Raw genomic sequence first — 16492 nt, 5'->3', positions numbered from 1 at the left:
CGTACCGCTTCGGCCGGGGTCAGCGCTCCGGGCGGGTGATGCCGGCCGGCGGGGTCGGGGCGTCCGTCGCGGTGGTCCGCGATCCGACGCGGCCGGTCCGGGAATGGATGCCGTTGCCGCCTTCCGCGGTACCGGCGTCCCCGCCGCTGCCGAGCTGGCCCTGCAGGCTGGTCAGCCAGCCTTCCCAGCGCTGCTGCGACGGCTTGATCAGGCCGCCGCCGATGCCCACCACGATCACGCCGCCGATGGTGGCCAGCACCGTCACCAGCACCGGCGTGGTCACCGTGGTGGCGATGTTGATCTGGTTCAGCGCCGCGATCACACCGAAGGCCAGGATCAGGTAGTAGGCGATGTTGCCGATCAGCCCACCGGCCGGGCGGCCGGACAGCGCACCGGCGATCAGGTCGCGCACCACCTTGCCGATCGCCGCGGCCACGATCAGCAGCACGATCGCCACCGCGATCCGCGGCAGGAACGCGATCACGTCGTTGAGCAACTGGCTCACCGGGTTGGACTCACCGAATACGCCGAACGCCAACTGCAGCGCGATGAGCAGAATGAAGTAGTACACCAGCTTCGCGATGATGCCGATCGCGTCGACATTGGATTGTTTGAGCATCCCGGAAAGTCCGGTTTTCTCCACCAGTTTGGCGAATCCCAGCTTGCTCAGCACCAGGCTGAGCCCTTTCGACACGGCTTTGGCGATCAGCCAGCCGATCAGCAGGATGATCAAGAACCCGATCAATTTCGGGACGAACGTGGCCACCAGGTTCCACGCCTGACCCAGCCCGTCTTTGAGCTGTTCACCCATAGTGTCCTCCTCGCTCGTACGCGAAACTCCGCTTCCGGCAAGCCTTGAACACCGGCCAGGCCCCGGCAACTCGACTGGCGCACGATCGGGTGAGACAGGTGGCGCGAGCAGAAAACTCAGGCCATAGTTGAACTACCGGTGGGGACCGGGGAGACGAGGCCGCTCGGCGCAGCGAAAAACGCAAGCGCCGGGCGGCCTCGAGTATTTTTCACCTTTTTCTTTCGCGGACGGTCAGACAGCCACCGAGCGTCATTCGACGTCGCTCAGCGCGGCGCCGCGGTCAGTGCCAGTTCGGTCACCACGCGCAACACCAGCCCCGGCCCGCCGGGCTCGGCGAGCACCAGTTTCGCCATCGTCACCGCGCAGAGGGCCAGCACGATCAGCACCAGCTCGCCCACCATGGCCCGCCGGGTCGTCGCCATGTCCTCACCCCTGCCAGTAGCTATTAAAGTGATATCACTATGCTAGGCTACGGCCGAGGGCACAAGCCCCAGCGGGCAGCAGGAGGACAACGATGACCAGCGAAGTACTGGAGCAGGTGGAGATGCCGGCCCCGCAGACGCGGGAGCGCGAGGTGCGCGCGGTGAACGGGTACACGATGTTCACCGTCTCCGCGGCCGGCGTACTGGGCGGGCTCGCGCTGATCGGGTTCGGCCTGCCGCAGGCGATCGAGGGCAGCACCGGCGCCGGGGTGACCATGCTGGTGCTCGGCGGGGTGCTGCTGCTGACCTGCGGGGTGCTCGGCCTCGGCCTGACCCCGGTCGCCCCCGGCGAGGCGCGGGTGATCCAGTTCCTCGGCCGCTACACCGGCACCCTGCGCACCGACGGCCTCCAGTGGGTCAACCCGTTCACCGAGCGGCACCGCGTGTCCACCAGGATCCGCAACCACGAGACCGCGGTGGCCAAGGTCAACGACGCCGACGGCAACCCGATCGAGATCGCCGCGGTGGTGGTCTGGCAGGTGGCCGACACCGCGCAGGCGATGTTCGAGGTGGACGACTTCGTCGAGTTCGTCGCGATCCAGACCGAGACCGCGATCCGGCACATCGCCAACAACTACCCGTACGACACGCACGGGGAGGACACCCTTTCCCTGCGCGACAACGCCGACGAGATCACCGAGAAGCTCTCGGCGGAGATCGGGGCCAGGGTGGCGTCGGCCGGGGTGAACGTGATCGAATCGCGGATCACGCACCTGGCCTACGCCCCGGAGATCGCCCAGGCCATGCTGCGGCGGCAGCAGGCCGGCGCGGTGGTGGCGGCCAGGCAGCGCATCGTCGAAGGCGCGGTGGGCATGGTCGAGATGGCGCTCGACCGGCTGGCCGCGCACGACGTGGTGGAACTGGACGAGGAGCGCAAGGCGGCGATGGTGAGCAATCTGCTGGTGGTGCTGGTCGGCGACCGCGACACCCAGCCGGTGGTCAACGCCGGGACCCTCTACCAGTAGGCCGTTGTGACCGAGCGCAAGAAGGTCCTGCTCCGGCTCGACCCCGCCGTGCACGACGCCATCGCCCGCTGGGCCGGGGACGAGTTGCGCAGCACCAACGCGCAGATCGAGTTCCTGCTCCGGCAGGCGCTGGCCGACGCCGGTCGCCTGCCGGGCAACGCGGGCCGGATGCGCAAGCGGGGCAGGCCGCCCAAGTCCGATTCGGACGATGAGGAAACCCACTGAACTACGATCTGGGCACGATGACCGCACCAAGTGCACCGCAGCAGCCCCGCCGTCAGGTCGAGAAGCGGCACGGCCTGTCCGCCAAGACGCTGCGCCGGCTCGAGCGCGCGTCCGGCAGGCTGGCCGCGGTCAGCGTCGCCGCGATGGAGGAGCGCCTGCCGTGGTTCGGCCGGATGTCGGCCGACCAGCGGGCCAGCGTGCTGCTGATCACGCAGTCCGGCGTGGCCGGTTTTGTCGGCTGGCTGCGGGATTCGCAGGAGGCGCTGAAGTTCACCACCGACGCCTTCCGCGGTGCCCCGGCCGAGCTGTCGCGCTGGCTGAGCCTGCGTCAGGCGGTCGGGTTGGTGCGACTGGCCATCGAGGTCTTCGAGGAGCAACTGCCCGAGTTCGCCGCCGATGACAGTGAGCGCGCGGCGCTGACCGAGGCGATCCTCCGCTACGGCAGGGAGATCGCTTTCGCCGCGGCCAACTCCTACGCCGCCGCGGCCGAGGCGCGCGGCGCGTGGGACGCCCGGCTGGAAGCGCTGGTGGTCGACGGCATCGTCCGTGGCGACGCCGAAGAGTCGGTCCTCTCGCGCGCTTCGGCGCTGGGCTGGGAGCAGACCGCCGAGGCGACCGTGCTGGTCGGCACCCCGGCCTCGGACGACCCGCCCGCGGTGGTGTTCGACGTGCGCAGCCGGGCCGCCAGGATCGGCCGCCCGGTACTGCTCAGCGTGCAGGGGTCCCGGCTGGTCGTGGTGGTGGCCGGGCCGACCGACGGTGGCCCGAAGGACCGCGAGGTGCTGACCAAGCTGGCCACCGCCTTCGCCGACGGTCCGGTGGTCGCCGGGCCGACCGTGCCGAGCCTGGCCGAGGCGCACACCAGCGCCTCCGAAGCGCTGTCCGGCCTGCGCGCGGTGGTCGGCTGGCCCGGCGCGCCCCGCCCGGCCAGGGCCTGGGAGTTGCTGCCCGAGCGCGCGCTGGCCGGTGATCCCGAGGCCGAGCGGCAGCTGATCGAGGAGATCGCGCGGCCACTGGAGGAAGCGGGCACCTCGCTGCTCCAGACGGTGGAGACCTATCTGGAAAGCGGTGGCGTGCTGGAGATCTGCGCGCGGACGCTGTTCGTGCACCCCAACACCGTCCGGTACCGGTTGCGGCGGGCCGCCGAGCTGACCGGGCGCCACGCCGCCGACCCGCGTGACGCGCTGGTACTGCGGATCGCGCTGACCGTCGGCAGGCTGGCCAGAGCCCGCGGGCTGTGGTGACAACCGCGCGAGCGAGTGACACGGCTCACCAAAATTCTGCTCAAACCCGACAAGACATTTGGGTACCAGAGGTTCATCACCCGGTCACATTTGTAGGGTCTCTACAAATCCGACGAGACGACTTGGTGAGCGGCGGCATGATAGGGAACGGGGCCTAGCGTGTTCCCTAGAGAGGTGATGACCGCCCTCCTCGCCCCCGGACAGGGTTCCCAGGCCCCCGGCATGTTCACGCCATGGCTCGAGTTCGACGGTGCGCGTGAGCGCCTCGCAGCCTGGTCCGACCGCACCGGGCTGGACCTGGTCCGGCTCGGCACCGAGGCGGACGCGGACGAGATCCAGGACACCGCCATCGCGCAGCCGCTGATCGTCGCGCTGGCCCTGCTGGCGCACGAGCAGCTCGAGGCGCGGGGCCTGGTGCCCGCCGGCGCCCCGGTGGCCGGGCACTCGGTCGGCGAGCTCGCCGCCGCCGCCATCGCCGGCGTCTTCACCGCGAGCGACGCGGTCGCGCTGGCCGCCGTGCGCGGCGCGGAGATGGCGAAGGCCTGCGAGGCCGAGCCCACCAGCATGGCCGCGGTCATGCTGGGCGAGCCCGAGGCCGTGGTGGCCTGGCTCACCGAGCACGGACTGACTCCCGCCAACCAGAACGGTGCCGGCCAGATCGTGGCTTCCGGCGCCGCCGACGCGATCCAGAAGATCGTCGCCGAACCGCTGGCTGGCACGAAGGTGCGCGCGCTCAAGGTCGCGGGCGCCTTCCACACCAAGTACATGGCCACGGCCGAGGCCGCGGTGCGCGAGCACGCCGGTGAGCTGACCCCCGCCGACCCGGTCCGCCCGCTGCTGTCCAATGCGGACGGCACCGTGGTGACCAGCGGCGCGGAGTACCTCGAGCGACTGATCACCCAGGTCACCAGCCCGGTGCGCTGGGACCTGACGATGGACGGCCTGGCCGCCCTCGGGGTCACCCGTACCGTGGAGCTGCCGCCGGCCGGCACGCTGACCGGTCTGGTCAAGCGCCAGCTCAAGGGCACCGTGACCAGCCCCATCGCGCTCAAGACGCCTGCTGACGTGGCGAAGTTGAGCGAGCAGGAGGACACCGAATGAGCCAGCGCCCCGCGCTGCGTCAATCGCACGGCCCCAGCGCCACCCGCATTCTCGGCGTCGGCAGCTTCCAGCCGGAGAAGATCGTCACCAACGACGACCTCTCCCAGCTGATGGACACCAGCGACCAGTGGATCCGCGACCGCGTCGGCATCGTCGAGCGCCGGTTCGCCGAGAAGGACGAGCTGCTGGTGGACATGGCGGTCAGCGCCGGGTCCCGCGCGGTCGCCGACGCCGGGCTCGAGCCGTCCCAAGTGGACACGCTGATCCTGCCGAACTGCACCATGCCGACGCTGATCCCGAACGCGGCGGCCCAGGTGGCCGAGCGGATCGGGGCCTCGCAGGCCGGTGCCTTCGACCTGAACGCGGCCTGCGCCGGGTTCTGCTACGGCCTCGGCGTCGCCTCCGACCTGGTCCGCTCCGGCTCGTCGAAGTACGCGCTGGTGATCGGCGCGGAGAAGCTGACCGACTCGGTCGACCCGACCGACCGCGCCAACGCGATCATCTTCGCCGACGGCGCCGGTGCCGCCGTGGTCGGCCCGGCCGACGAGCCGGGCATCGGGCCGGTGGCCTGGGGCAGCGCGGGCGACCTGGTCGACACGATCTACATGCGCGAGGGCAAGTACATCTACCAGGAGGGCCAGTCGGTCTTCCGCTGGGCGACCACCCAGATCGCGCCGATCGCGCTGCGCGCGCTGGAGCTGGCCGGGGTCGAACCGTCCGATGTGGACGTGCTGATCCCGCACCAGGCCAACCTGCGCATCGTCGAGGCGATCGCGAAGAAGCTGCGGGCCAAGGGCGCCCGCGAGGACATGGTGGTCGCCGACGACATCCGCTACAGCGGCAACACCTCGTCCGCCTCCATCCCGCTCGCGCTGGACCACATGCGCACCACGGGCACGGTGAAAAGCGGTGACGTGGTACTCATGGTCGGGTTCGGGGCCGGGCTCTCGTACGCCGGCCAGGTTGTCATCTGCCCGTAACCCCCAGCATTCCGGTCGTCATCCGGCCGGAAAGAAACCTCAGGTAAACAGGAAAGGGACAAGCAGTGGCTGACAAAGAAGAGATCCTGTCCGGGCTGGCCGAGATCGTCGAAGAGGTGGCCGGTGTGGCCCAGGACGACGTGAGCGCCGAGAAGTCCTTTGTGGACGACCTGGACATCGACTCGCTGTCCATGGTGGAGATCGCCGTGCAGGCCGAGGACAAGTTCGGCGTCAAGATCCCGGACGACGAGCTGGCGAACCTCAAGACCGTCGGCGACGCCGTGAACTACGTCGCCTCGAACTCGAAGTAACACCTTCCGGTGCCGACCTCGGGGAGTAACCGATGAGCAACAACGACGTCGTGATCACCGGGCTGGGCGCGACCACGCCCCTCGGCGGGGACGTCGCGTCCACCTGGGACGGTCTGCTGACCGGCCGCAGCGGGGTCTCCACCCTGCACGCCGAATGGGTCGAGAAGTTCGGCCTGCCGGTGAAGATCGCCGCCCGGCTCGCGGTCGATCCCACCGAGGTGCTGCCCAGGGTGCAGGCCCGCAGGCTGGATCGCAGCGAGCAGGTCGCGGTGATCGCGGCCCGCCAGGCGTGGGCGGATGCCGGGCACAACGAGGACACCGTCGAACCCGAACGGCTCGCCGTCGTGGTCGGCACCGGTATCGGTGGCGCGAACACCCTGCTCGACCAGGACGACCTGCTGGAGACCACCGGTCTGCGCAAGGTGTCCCCCCTGACCGTGCCGATGCTGATGCCGAACGGGCCCGCGGCCCACGTCGGCCTCGAGCTGAAGGCACGGGCCGGGGTGCACGCGCCGGTGTCGGCCTGCGCTTCCGGAGCCGAAGGGCTCGCCTGGGGCTGGCGCATGCTGAAGACCGGTGAGGCCGACGTGGTGGTGGCCGGTGGCGCCGAGGCGTGCATCGCGGCGATCACCATGGCCGGGTTCGCCCAGGCCCGCACGATGAGCACGCGCAACGACGACCCGGAACGGGCTTCGCGGCCATGGGACGTCAACCGCGACGGGTTCGTGCTCGGTGAGGGCGCGGGCATCATGGTGCTGGAACGCGAGGAGTTCGCGAAGGCGCGCGGGGCCAAGATCTACGGCAGGCTGTCGGGGATCGGTACCAGCGCCGACTCGTACCACATCACCGGGCCCGACCCGGAGGGCACGGGCCAGGCGCGGGCGATCACCGCCGCGCTGCGCTCGGCCGGACTCGACCCGAAGGACGTCGACCACGTCAACGCGCACGCGACCTCCACCCCGGCCGGTGACGTCGGGGAGACGGTGGCGGTGCGCAAGGCGATCGGCGAGCACCCGGTGCTGACCGCGCCGAAGGGCGCGCTGGGGCACCTGCTGGGTGCGGCGGGCGCGGTCGAGGCGATCGCCACCGTGCTGTCCATCCGGGACGGTGTCATCCCGCCCACGCTGAACCTGGAGAACCAGGATCCGGGCGTGGTGCAGGAGATCGCCGCGGGGGAACCGCGCAAAATGGACATTCGGGCCGCGGTCAGCGACTCGTTCGGCTTCGGCGGCCACAACGTCGCACTGGCCTTCACCCCCGCCTGACCCGCTTCAACGGAAACGGGGTCGTCACCGGAATCCGGTGGCGGCCCCGTTTTTCAGTTGCAGCGTTCGTGCATCGGGGTGGTGCCGAAGGGCACGGTGTCCAGTTTCCAGACGCCGTTCTCCAGCACCATGGGCAGCGTCAGGTGCCACCGGATGCACGGCTCCTGCAGATCCACCGGGCCGTCCTTCGGGTCCTGCGTGCTGGTGAAGCCGAGCAGCGAGTGCAGCAGGCCGTCCCCGGTGGCCTCGATGCGGTAGACCAGGATGCTGCCGTCCCGGGTGGAGCTGTAGTCGGCTTCCCACTCCACCTTGGACTTCGACTGGGCGCGTTCCTTGGTCACCGTGGTCTTCCACAGCTCGTAGTCGCGCTCGTTGATCGCGTCGAAGTAGTTCTGCAGCAGGGCCCGCACCCCCTCGGCGTGCGGGTGCGCGGCCGCGTCCGGGGTCATCTCGACGGCGGGCGGGCCCGGCTGCTGCTCCGGCGCCAGCGAGGTCGAGGTGGGCGTGGCGATCACCCCGGTGTCGGCCGCGGTGGCATCCGGTTTGCGGTAGACCTCCCTGGCGAGCAACCCGCCGCCGACGGTCAGTGAAACGACCACGATCAGCGCGGGCACCAGCCAGCGGCCACGGGCGGGAGCGAGGGTCGGTGCTGGCACACCGGAAGCGTAGTAAACCCGCTAACCCACCTGGTGCAGCCAGGTCACCGGAGCGCCGTCCCCGGCGTGCCGGAACGGCTCGAGTGCCTCGTCCCACGCGGCGCCGAGCAGCTCGTCGAGCTTGTGCGCCAGCTGCTCACCGGCCCGGCTTCGGGCCACCAGCGTGCGCAGCTGGTCCTCGCCGACGACGATGTCGCCGTTGGCGCTGGTGCGGCCGTGCCACAGGCCGATCACCGGCGCGTAGCAGAACCGCTCGCCGTCGACTCCCGGGCTGGGCTCTTCGACGACCTCGAAGCGCAGCATCGGCCACGCCTTCAGCGCGGACGCCAGCCTCGCGGCCGTGCCCGCCGGTGCGCGCCAGGAGACCTCGGTGCGCAACTGTCCGGCGGCGGCCGGCTGGGCCGTCCACCGCAGGTCTGCTCGGCCACCCAAGGTGCCCGAAATCGCCCACTCGACGTGCGGGCACACCGCAGACGGCGACGAGTGGACGTACACCACGCCACGGGTGTTTCCACGGGTGCTCACTGGTGACCTCCGCTGCTCGACGAGATGCGTCTTCCCCTACGACCTCTCGAACCACGGCGGCCCACTCGTGACGCGCTGCGCACATTGTGCACCTCATCCATGCCTTTTGGCCACATGAACCACAGAAGTCGCAGCGAGATCACCGCACAGGGGTGCCCGGCCGCCGCCGGAGACCCGCTACCGTGTGCTGCGGCAAGCAGCACCCGCGGACACTGGGGAGGGGACCGGCATGCGGCTCGTCCGCCTGGCACAGCAGCCCTCCCGGGTGGCCGACGACATCCGGGCCGCGCTGGCCTCGCTCGGCCGCGGCAACACCGTGGTCGGCGGGGTGGCGCTGATCGGGGTGTCCCCGCCGGGGTTCACCCAGCCGGTGGACGCCGTGGTCCTGCTCCCGCGTGGCGTGCTCATCGTAGTGGGTGTCGACCTGCCGGACCCGGCGATGCGGCTGGACGCCCCGCTCACCGGCCAGTGGAAGGCCGACGGCTGGCCACTGGTCGGCACGGACGACGCGGTCAACCCGGCCACCGACGCGCTCGCCACGTCCGAGAAGATCGCGCGCCACCTGCGCGAGACCGAGCCGTCGACCACCGCGATCGGCACCATCGTGGCCGTCGGGCCCTACGTCGAGCAGGTCGACCAGCCACCGGCGGATCTGGCGGGCTCGGTCCGGGTGCTGCACCCGACGCCGACCGCGATGCTGGCGGCCACTGTTTCGCTCGCCTCGGCTTCGCAGCCGAGCACGGTGGTGCAGGCGCGGGCGATGCTGGCCGCGCTGGCCGAGAACGCGCCGACGCTGAGCGACGAGGTGCTGGCCGCCGAGGGCTTCGCGGCGGCGACCGTGGCCGAGCCGGAGCGCACCGAGCCGGTGGAGAACCCGCTCAGCGCCATTCCGCCGACCGTGCCCGCCGACCACCCGCCCGCGAAGGCGAAGGTGGTGCGCTCGGCACCGCGGACGCCACCGATCGTGGTGACGAACGTGCGCCAGGTGGCTCCGCCGCCTTCGCAGCAACGGCCACCGCAGGCAGCGGCGCAGCAAGGCGCACAGCAGAGACCGCCACAGACAGGCACGCCGCAACGGCAGGCGAACGGGCCGCAGGCGGGCGCGCAACAGCCGGCAAGCGGATCGCAGGCGGGCGCGCAGCAGCAAGCAAGCGGACCGCACGCAGGCACGCAGCAGCAAACAGGTGGACCGCAGGCAGGCGCACAGCAGCAAACAGCAGGTGGACTGCGGGCAGGTGCGCAACAGCAGGTTGCCCCGCCGCAGCAGCAGGCTCAGGTGGGTGCACAGCAGGCACCGCCTCAGCAGTTGCAGCCGGCCGCCGCCTCACCGCAGGCTCAACAGCCGCAAGCAGGGGCAGCCCAGCAGCTCGGTGGACCGCGGCAAGCGGACTCGGGCCAGCAGGCCGGCGGGCGTGCGCAGGCGGGCGCGGCTCAGCGGGCGAAGGTCCGGCCGCAGTTCAAGCTGCCGAAGCTGGTCAAGGACGGCAAGCCGGTGCGCTGGCTGCCCTACGCCGCCGCTGGGTTGCTGCTGGTGTTGCTGGTCTCGGCCATCATGGTGGCCTCCAGCCAGGACGGCGGCCAGGCCGCCGCGCCGGAGCAGGGGCCGACGCAGACCACCGCGGCCGCGCCCACCGGGCAGAACGTCGACGGCATGGGCTTCAACGAGCTGGCCGCCGAGTCGGGCACCCAGTGCACGCCCCACGCGTTCGGCGACACAAAAACCGTGCTGGAGACCACACCGTGCTCGCGACTGCGCCGCGCCAGCTTCGAGGTGGCGGTGGACGGGCGCCGCGCCGCGGTGACGCTGGCCGCGCTCGACTTCCCGAGCCAGGAGCAGGCCGAGACCTTCAAGCAGTTCGTCGACTTCCCCGGCAACGGCGGCATCACCGATCTCGCCGTGGAGACCGCCAAGTGGCCAGGACCGCCGCCGACCTTCAGCGGGGCGGCCTACGCCAGCACCGGCCAGCAGACCTCGGTGCTGATCGCGCAGGCCTGCTGGCTGGAGGGCACGTCCACTTCGGACGATCCCGGCCTCGGCCGGGCGGCCAAGGCCGGGCTCACCATGCCGCTGCCCGGCTGATCCCGCTCAGAGCCCGTACTCCTCCAGCAGCCGGAGCCACACCTCGCTGATCGTCGGATAGGCCGGTACGGCGTGCCACAGCCGCCGCAACGGCACCTCGCCCACCACGGCGACGGTCCCCGCGTGCAGCAACTCGGCCACATCCGGCCCGGCGAAGGTCACGCCGACGATCACCTCGCGCTCGGTGTCCACGACCATCCGCACCTTGCCCTCGTAGCCGTCCGCGTGCAGCGACGAGCCCGCGACCGCGATGTCCAGGTCGATCACGCGGTGCGGCTTGCCGTCCTCGGCGTCGGTGAGGCCGACCGAGGCGACCTCGGGATCGGTGAAGACCACCTGCGGGACCGCGGTGTGGTCGGCCGTGCTGGCGTAGGCGCTCCACGGCACGGGGTCGATCCGCTCCCCCTTCGCCCTGGCCGCGATCACGTCACCGACCGCCCTGGCCTGGTATTTCCCTTGGTGGGTCAGCGGCGCGCGGCCGGTCACATCGCCTGCCGCGTACAGCCAGCCACCGTCCACACCGGACACGAGGCCGGAGTCGTCGACGGCCAGCGCGTCACCGTCGGTGAGCCCGGCGACGGCCAGGCCGAGCCCGTCGGTCGCGGGACGGCGGCCGGTCGCGACCAGGAACTCGTCCGCGAGCACCTCCCCGCCGCCGGTCAGCTGGATCCGGATCACACCATCCTTTTCGGACACCTGCTCGGCACCGGAGTTCGTGTGCACCCGGACGCCGTCCTCGCGCAGTCCGGCGGCCACCAGGTCACCGGCGAACTCCGGGTACCGCGGCAGCGGGCGCTCGCCGGTGATGATCAGGTCCACCTGCGAACCGAGCTTGGCGAAGGCCTGCGCCATCTCCACGCCGACCACGCCGCCACCGAGCACGGCCAGCCTGCCCGGCACCGCGCTCGCCGAGGTGGCCTCGCGGGAACCCCAGGTCCGGACGCCGTCCAGGCCGGAGATGTGCGGGGTGCGCGGCACACTGCCGGTGCACACCACCACCGCGTGCCGCGCGCGCAGCACCTGGTCGCCGACGGTGACCTCGCGTTCGCCGGTGATCCGACCGGCGCCGCGCACCGGCACGATGCCGGCGCCCTCGGCCCAGCCGACCTGACCGGCGTCGTCCCAATGCGACGTGAACGCGTCGCGACGGGCGAACACGGCGGCCGGGTCGACCCGGCCGCCGACCGGCACACCCGGCACCCTCGCCGCCGCGGCGAGCGCGATTCCCGGCCGCAGCAAGGCCTTGCTGGGCATGCACGCCCAGTACGAGCACTCCCCGCCGTACCGCTCGGACTCCACCAGCGCGGCGGTGAGCCCACCGCGGACCGCGCGGGCCGCGACGTTCTCACCGACCGGGCCGCCGCCGAGCACCACGACGTCATAACCGTTGTCTGCCATGGTGTGCAGCGCACACCAGGCGGGGCCGTGGCGCAAGTAGGACACTCCGTCGTTCCGGGTATCCTCGCTGGCGAGTTCGACAACGAGCACTGGGAGCACTTCGTGGCCAGGAACACCGCGGTCCAACTGCTGGACGACATCACGGGCGAGCCCGCCGAGGAAACGGTGCGGTTCGAGCTGGACGGGGTGACCTACGACATCGACCTGTCCGGGGAGAACGCCGACCGGCTCAGGGAAATCCTCGAGCCCTTCGTGAGCAACGGACGGCGCACCGGCGGCCGGAAGAAGATCGTGCGGCACCGGGCGGTCAGGGGCAGGGGGAAGGCCGCCGCGAAGGCTCCGGCCAAGAAGGCCGCTTCGGCGACGAAGACGACGGCGAAGGCCGAGCCGAAGAAGGCGGCGAAGGCCGCGACCGAAAAGCCCGCGGCAGCCGCGAAGGCTCCGGCTGCCAAGTCGGCGGCGGCGAAGGCTTCGGCCGCAAAGCCCGCTTCGGCGAAGAAGGCCCCTGCCGCAAGGTCCACGGCGACGGCGAAGAAGGCAACGGCCGAAAAGCCCGCCGCGGCGAAGAAGCCCGCTGCCAAGCGGGCACCGGCCAAGAAGACCACGCCCGCCGCGAAGACGGCGGCGAAGAGCACCCCGGCGGCCAAGACGGCATCGAAGTCGGCGCCGGTCGCCAAGTCAGCTCAGGCTGCCAACGAAACGCCGCCCGCCAAGGAGGCCAAGGCGCCGGTCAAGAAGGCTCCGCGCAAGGCCCCGCCCGTCACCTTCTCCGCGGCCGAATAAGGCCGTGGAGGTGGCTTTCACGGCACCACCAGCGTGCCGTGAAAGCCACCATCACAACGCTTTGAGCTCCTCCACGATCTCCCCGACCGAACTCTTCGCGTCCCCGAAGAGCATGCTCGTCCTGGTGTCGTAGAACAGGTCGTTGTCCACCCCGGCGAAGCCCGAACTCATCGAGCGCTTCAGCACGATCACCGAGCGGCTGGTGTTCACCTTCAGGATCGGCATGCCGTAGATCGGCGACGCCGGATCGGTTTCCGCCGCCGGGTTGACCACGTCGTTCGCGCCGATCACCAGTGCCACGTCGGTCTGCGGGAAGTCCGAGTTGATCTCGTCCATCTCCTTGAGCCGCTCGTAGGGCACGTCCGCCTCGGCGAGCAGCACGTTCATGTGCCCCGGCATCCGCCCGGCCACCGGGTGGATCGCGTAGGACACCTGGATCCCCTTGCCCTCCAACAGGTCCGCCATCTCACGCACGGCGTGCTGCGCCTGCGCCACGGCCATCCCGTACCCCGGCACGACAACCACCCGCCCGGCGTAAGCCATCTGGATCGCGGTGTCCGCAGCACTGGTCGCGCGCACCGGGCGGTCCGGCCCCGACCGGCCCGAGGCCACCGGCGCGCCACCGAAACCACCGGCCACGATCGCCGGGATGGACCGGTTCATCGCCTTGGCCATCAGGTTGGTCAGGATCGAACCCGAGGCGCCGACGATCATGCCCGCCACGATCAGCGCGGTGTTGTCCAGCGCCAGCCCCATCGCCGCGGCCGACAACCCGGTGAGCGCGTTCAGCAGCGAGATCACCACCGGCATGTCCGCGCCACCGATCGGCAGCACCACCATCACCCCGAGCAGCGCGGCCGCCACCAGCAGCCCGGCGATCAACCAGCCGGACCCGGCGCCCGCCGCGATCGCCACCCCGCAGCCGACGGCGATCAGCAACAGCGCCAGGTTCAGCGGCTGCTGCAGCTTGCCCACCGAAACCGGCCGCCCGGTGATCAGTTCCTGGAGCTTGCCGAAGGCGATGTTGGAGCCCCAGAACGAAATCGAGCCGACCAGCGCGGAGAACAGCGAGGCGATCGCGACGTACGCGGGTTCGTGCGCGTAACCGTCGGTGGCGTTGAACTCGACCCACGCGATCAGCGCCACCGCACCACCGCCGACGCCGTTGAACAGCGCCACCATCTGCGGCATCGCGGTCATCTTCACCTTGCGCGCGGCGGGCACGCCGACCAGCACGCCCAGCACCACACCGAGCACGATCAGGCCCCAGTTCCCCATACCGGGGGTGAGCAGGGTGGCGACCACCGCGAGCACCATGCCCGCGGCGGCGATCCAGTTGCCGCGCACCGCCGTCCGCGGCCCGGTCAGCCCCATCAGGCCGTAGACGAACAGGGCGAACGCGACGATGTAGAGAACCGCGATGAACTCGGTCACGCGTCCTCCTTCCGCGAAGCGTCCGGAGCGCGTTTGCCCTTGAACATCGAGAGCATGCGGTCGGTCACCAGGAAGCCGCCGACCACGTTGATCGTGCCGAAGGCGATCGCGATCACCAGCAGGATCTTGTTCAGCACCCCGTCCACGCCGAGCCCGAGCACGATCAGCCCGCCGAGCAGCACGATGCCGTGGATGGCGTTCGTGCCCGACATCAGCGGCGTGTGCAGCGTGTTCGGCACCTTGGAGATCACCGCGAAGCCGAGAAAGCCCGCGAGCACCAGGATCGCCAGGTTCTGCAGCATCAGTCCCGTCCCTCCCCCGTGACACACGCTCCGGCGACCACTTCGTCGGAGAAGTCCAGCGCCAGCACGCCTTCGTCGTTCACCAGCAGGCCGAGCAGTTCGGTGAGGTTGCGCGAGTACAGCTCGCTCGCGTGCGCGGGCATGCCGGCGGGCAGGTTCAGCGGTGAGCTGATCGTCACGCCGTGGCGGACCACGTCCTTCCCGGCTTCGGTCAGCTCGCAGTTGCCGCCGGATTCGCCTGCCAGGTCGACGATCACGCCGCCGGACGGCATGCCTTCGACCGCCTCGGCGGTGACCAGCACCGGTGCGCGCCGTCCCGGCACCAGCGCGGTGGTGACCACCACGTCGAACCGGGTGATCGCCTCGGTGAGCCTGCGTTGCTGCTCGGCGCGTTCCCCGGGGGTCAGTTCCCTGGCGTACCCGCCTTCGCCGACGGCCTCGATGCCGAGGTCGAGCCACTGCGCGCCGACCGATCGCACCTGCTCGGCGACCTCGGGCCGCACGTCGTAGCCGGTGGTCTGCGCGCCGAGCCGCCGCGCGGTGGCCAGCGCCTGCAGTCCGGCGACCCCGGCGCCGAGCACCAGCACCTTCGCCGGGGGCACGGTGCCGGCGGCGGTGGTGAGCATCGGGAAGAACCGGGTCAGCCGTTCGGCGGCGAGCAGCACCGCGCGGTACCCGGCGACGCTGCTCTGCGACGAGAGCGCGTCCATCGACTGCGCGCGGGTGATCCGTGGGATGGACTCCACCGCGAAGGCGGTCACCCCGCCCTCGGCCAGCTCCTTGATTCTTTCCACATTGGACAGTGGGGCGAGGAAGCCGATCAGCACGGTGCCCGGCGCCAGCCGGGTGGCCTCCACCGCGGTCGGCGGCGCGACCTTGAGCACCACCCCGGCCGCCCAGGCGTCGCCGATGGTGGCGCCGTTCGCTTCGTAGTCACTGTCGGTGAGCAGTGCCGCGTCGCCGGCGCCGCTCTCCACGACCACCTCCAGCCCGCGGGCGACCAGCCGCCCGACCGCCTTCGGCACCAGTGCGACCCGGCGTTCACCAGGTAGCGACTCCTTCACCACGCCGACCGTCACCGGCCCGGAATCGGTCACCACGCGACCTCCTCGACGTTGAGCACCAGCACGGGCGAGCACGCAACACACGAACACGCACTGTGTTCTGGATCACCACAAGGTGTATCACGATCCGTGGCCTTCGCGCTCCCGCCGTCAGGAGGTCCTTTGCCAATTCGGTACCCCGAGCACGATGAGCCGGAGCCGCTTCTCCGCCGTTCGCACCACCCTGGCCCGCGCTTCCGGCCCGTTCGCCTCGATCAGCTCCAGCACGGTCGCCTGCATCGCGGTGACGATCAGCTCCGCCATCATGTGCAGGTCCTCGGTGTCCCACTCGCGCAGGTACTCGAAGCGCGCCAGGTCGACGGCCAGCTCGCTGGAGAACAACCGCAGCTCCAGCCCGATCGCCGCGGGCACCGCGCCGGTGCCGGCGTAGCGCTCGCGCAGCAGGAACCGGAAGTGGTCCGGCTGCTCGCGGACGTGTTCGTCGAGCAACTGGACCGAAGCGCGGATGACGTCCTGGAAGGCCCGCTTGTCCCGCCGCGCCGAGCGCAGCATGCCGCGCAGCGTCTGCATCGACTCCTCGACCAGCACCACGCCGAGTTCCTCCATCGACGCGAAGTGCCGGTAGAAGGCTGTCGGCACGATGCCCGCCGACTTGGTGACCTCGCGCAGGCTGAGCGTGGCGAACACGCGGTCCGCCAGCAAGGCCAGCGCGCCGTCCAGCAGCGCGCGGCGCGTGCGCTGCTTGCGCTCGGATCGGCTGACGGGCTCGGCGGTCACGAGCCTGAGCCTATCCGCCACCGGTTCACTATCGCCCACGTCACATCGGGGCGCGTTCACGTTGACATCCTGGATGGCTGCTCCACACT

18 protein-coding genes are annotated in these 16492 nt (G+C 70.7%); 9 read left to right on the top strand and 9 right to left on the bottom strand.

The window, feature by feature from the left end; all coding sequences use genetic code 11:
• Positions 1–19: 19 nt before the first annotated feature.
• Together YIM_RS11945 and YIM_RS11940 are read right to left on the bottom strand one after the other, a co-directional pair.
• Positions 20–811 carry a hypothetical protein gene (locus YIM_RS11945; protein WP_153030420.1) on the bottom strand — a complete coding sequence of 264 codons (792 nt, stop codon included), beginning with the start codon at positions 809–811 and terminating at the stop codon, positions 20–22.
• Positions 812–1074: 263 nt separating this feature from the next.
• Positions 1075–1233 carry a hypothetical protein gene (locus YIM_RS11940; RefSeq protein WP_153030419.1) on the bottom strand — a complete coding sequence of 53 codons (159 nt, stop codon included), beginning with the start codon at positions 1231–1233 and terminating at the stop codon, positions 1075–1077.
• Positions 1234–1325: 92 nt separating this feature from the next.
• Between YIM_RS11940 and YIM_RS11935 the strand changes: the two genes are divergently transcribed.
• From YIM_RS11935 to YIM_RS11905, 7 genes are all read left to right on the top strand, one after another.
• Complete coding sequence (locus tag YIM_RS11935; RefSeq protein WP_153030418.1) at positions 1326–2258, top strand: SPFH domain-containing protein; 933 nt, start codon at positions 1326–1328, stop codon at positions 2256–2258.
• Between the two features lie 6 nt (positions 2259–2264).
• Positions 2265–2483 carry a hypothetical protein gene (locus YIM_RS11930; protein WP_153030417.1) on the top strand — a complete coding sequence of 73 codons (219 nt, stop codon included), beginning with the start codon at positions 2265–2267 and terminating at the stop codon, positions 2481–2483.
• A 17-nt stretch (positions 2484–2500) separates the two neighbouring features.
• A complete protein-coding gene (locus YIM_RS11925) occupies positions 2501–3727 on the top strand; it encodes a CdaR family transcriptional regulator (RefSeq protein WP_153030416.1) in 1227 nt (408 codons plus the stop codon).
• 177 nt (positions 3728–3904) lie between these two features.
• Positions 3905–4828 (top strand): ACP S-malonyltransferase, encoded by a 924-nt coding sequence (locus YIM_RS11920; protein WP_153036928.1) that lies wholly within the window; start codon positions 3905–3907, stop codon positions 4826–4828.
• Positions 4825–5808 carry a beta-ketoacyl-ACP synthase III gene (locus tag YIM_RS11915; protein ID WP_153030415.1) on the top strand — a complete coding sequence of 328 codons (984 nt, stop codon included), beginning with the start codon at positions 4825–4827 and terminating at the stop codon, positions 5806–5808. Before YIM_RS11920 ends, YIM_RS11915 begins: the two co-directional genes overlap by 4 nt.
• Positions 5809–5873: 65 nt before the next feature.
• Complete coding sequence (locus tag YIM_RS11910) at positions 5874–6119, top strand: acyl carrier protein (RefSeq protein ID WP_113693432.1); 246 nt, start codon at positions 5874–5876, stop codon at positions 6117–6119.
• A 32-nt stretch (positions 6120–6151) separates the two neighbouring features.
• Positions 6152–7384 carry a beta-ketoacyl synthase gene (locus YIM_RS11905; RefSeq protein ID WP_153030414.1) on the top strand — a complete coding sequence of 411 codons (1233 nt, stop codon included), beginning with the start codon at positions 6152–6154 and terminating at the stop codon, positions 7382–7384.
• A 53-nt stretch (positions 7385–7437) separates the two neighbouring features.
• Here YIM_RS11905 and YIM_RS11900 read toward each other — a convergent pair whose 3' ends face one another.
• Positions 7438–8040 (bottom strand): DUF4829 domain-containing protein, encoded by a 603-nt coding sequence (locus YIM_RS11900; protein ID WP_228004684.1) that lies wholly within the window; start codon positions 8038–8040, stop codon positions 7438–7440.
• A 21-nt stretch (positions 8041–8061) separates the two neighbouring features.
• Positions 8062–8565: a DUF3145 domain-containing protein gene (locus YIM_RS11895; protein WP_153030413.1), complete on the bottom strand. Its 504-nt coding sequence runs from the start codon at positions 8563–8565 to the stop codon at positions 8062–8064.
• A 229-nt stretch (positions 8566–8794) separates the two neighbouring features.
• Here YIM_RS11895 and YIM_RS11890 point away from each other — a divergent pair, with 229 nt between their 5' ends.
• Positions 8795–10645 (top strand): hypothetical protein, encoded by a 1851-nt coding sequence (locus YIM_RS11890; RefSeq protein WP_153030412.1) that lies wholly within the window; start codon positions 8795–8797, stop codon positions 10643–10645.
• 6 nt (positions 10646–10651) lie between these two features.
• Here the strand turns inward: YIM_RS11890 and YIM_RS11885 are convergent, their stop codons facing one another.
• The gene (locus YIM_RS11885) at positions 10652–12043 is read right to left on the bottom strand and encodes an NAD(P)/FAD-dependent oxidoreductase (protein WP_153030411.1); all 1392 of its coding nucleotides are present in this window, start codon (positions 12041–12043) and stop codon (positions 10652–10654) included.
• Between the two features lie 102 nt (positions 12044–12145).
• Between YIM_RS11885 and YIM_RS11880 the strand changes: the two genes are divergently transcribed.
• Positions 12146–12826 carry an Lsr2 family protein gene (locus YIM_RS11880; protein WP_153030410.1) on the top strand — a complete coding sequence of 227 codons (681 nt, stop codon included), beginning with the start codon at positions 12146–12148 and terminating at the stop codon, positions 12824–12826.
• A 51-nt stretch (positions 12827–12877) separates the two neighbouring features.
• Here YIM_RS11880 and YIM_RS11875 read toward each other — a convergent pair whose 3' ends face one another.
• The 4 genes from YIM_RS11875 to YIM_RS11860 all read right to left on the bottom strand — a co-directional run bounded on the left by YIM_RS11875 (position 12878) and on the right by YIM_RS11860 (position 16403).
• Positions 12878–14260 carry an NAD(P)(+) transhydrogenase (Re/Si-specific) subunit beta gene (locus tag YIM_RS11875; protein ID WP_153030409.1) on the bottom strand — a complete coding sequence of 461 codons (1383 nt, stop codon included), beginning with the start codon at positions 14258–14260 and terminating at the stop codon, positions 12878–12880.
• A complete protein-coding gene (locus YIM_RS11870; protein WP_153030408.1) occupies positions 14257–14562 on the bottom strand; it encodes an NAD(P) transhydrogenase subunit alpha in 306 nt (101 codons plus the stop codon). The genes YIM_RS11875 and YIM_RS11870 overlap by 4 nt, the downstream gene beginning before the upstream one ends.
• Positions 14562–15659 (bottom strand): Re/Si-specific NAD(P)(+) transhydrogenase subunit alpha, encoded by a 1098-nt coding sequence (locus YIM_RS11865; RefSeq protein WP_370469019.1) that lies wholly within the window; start codon positions 15657–15659, stop codon positions 14562–14564. Before YIM_RS11865 ends, YIM_RS11870 begins: the two co-directional genes overlap by 1 nt.
• 117 nt (positions 15660–15776) lie before the next feature.
• Positions 15777–16403: a TetR family transcriptional regulator gene (locus tag YIM_RS11860; RefSeq protein WP_153030406.1), complete on the bottom strand. Its 627-nt coding sequence runs from the start codon at positions 16401–16403 to the stop codon at positions 15777–15779.
• Positions 16404–16492 lie beyond the last annotated feature (89 nt).

It is taken from the genome of Amycolatopsis sp. YIM 10 (assembly GCF_009429145.1).
Classification (GTDB): Bacteria; Actinomycetota; Actinomycetes; order Mycobacteriales; family Pseudonocardiaceae; genus Amycolatopsis.
Note: the sequence above shows the minus strand (reverse complement) of the source record. Positions and strands in the feature narration are given on the sequence as shown.

Excerpts from the sequence above, each read along its gene's own strand:
- YIM_RS11885 (WP_153030411.1), bottom strand. The coding sequence starts at position 12,043 with ATGGCAGACAACGGTTATGACGTCGTGGTGCTCGGCGGCGGCCCGGTC.
- YIM_RS11945 (WP_153030420.1), bottom strand. The coding sequence starts at position 811 with ATGGGTGAACAGCTCAAAGACGGGCTGGGTCAGGCGTGGAACCTGGTG.
- YIM_RS11935 (WP_153030418.1), top strand. The coding sequence starts at position 1,326 with ATGACCAGCGAAGTACTGGAGCAGGTGGAGATGCCGGCCCCGCAGACG.
- YIM_RS11890 (WP_153030412.1), top strand. The coding sequence starts at position 8,795 with ATGCGGCTCGTCCGCCTGGCACAGCAGCCCTCCCGGGTGGCCGACGAC.
- YIM_RS11925 (WP_153030416.1), top strand. The coding sequence starts at position 2,501 with ATGACCGCACCAAGTGCACCGCAGCAGCCCCGCCGTCAGGTCGAGAAG.
- YIM_RS11905 (WP_153030414.1), top strand. The coding sequence starts at position 6,152 with ATGAGCAACAACGACGTCGTGATCACCGGGCTGGGCGCGACCACGCCC.
- YIM_RS11920 (WP_153036928.1), top strand. The coding sequence starts at position 3,905 with ATGACCGCCCTCCTCGCCCCCGGACAGGGTTCCCAGGCCCCCGGCATG.
- YIM_RS11870 (WP_153030408.1), bottom strand. The coding sequence starts at position 14,562 with ATGCTGCAGAACCTGGCGATCCTGGTGCTCGCGGGCTTTCTCGGCTTC.
- YIM_RS11915 (WP_153030415.1), top strand. The coding sequence starts at position 4,825 with ATGAGCCAGCGCCCCGCGCTGCGTCAATCGCACGGCCCCAGCGCCACC.
- YIM_RS11940 (WP_153030419.1), bottom strand. The coding sequence starts at position 1,233 with ATGGCGACGACCCGGCGGGCCATGGTGGGCGAGCTGGTGCTGATCGTG.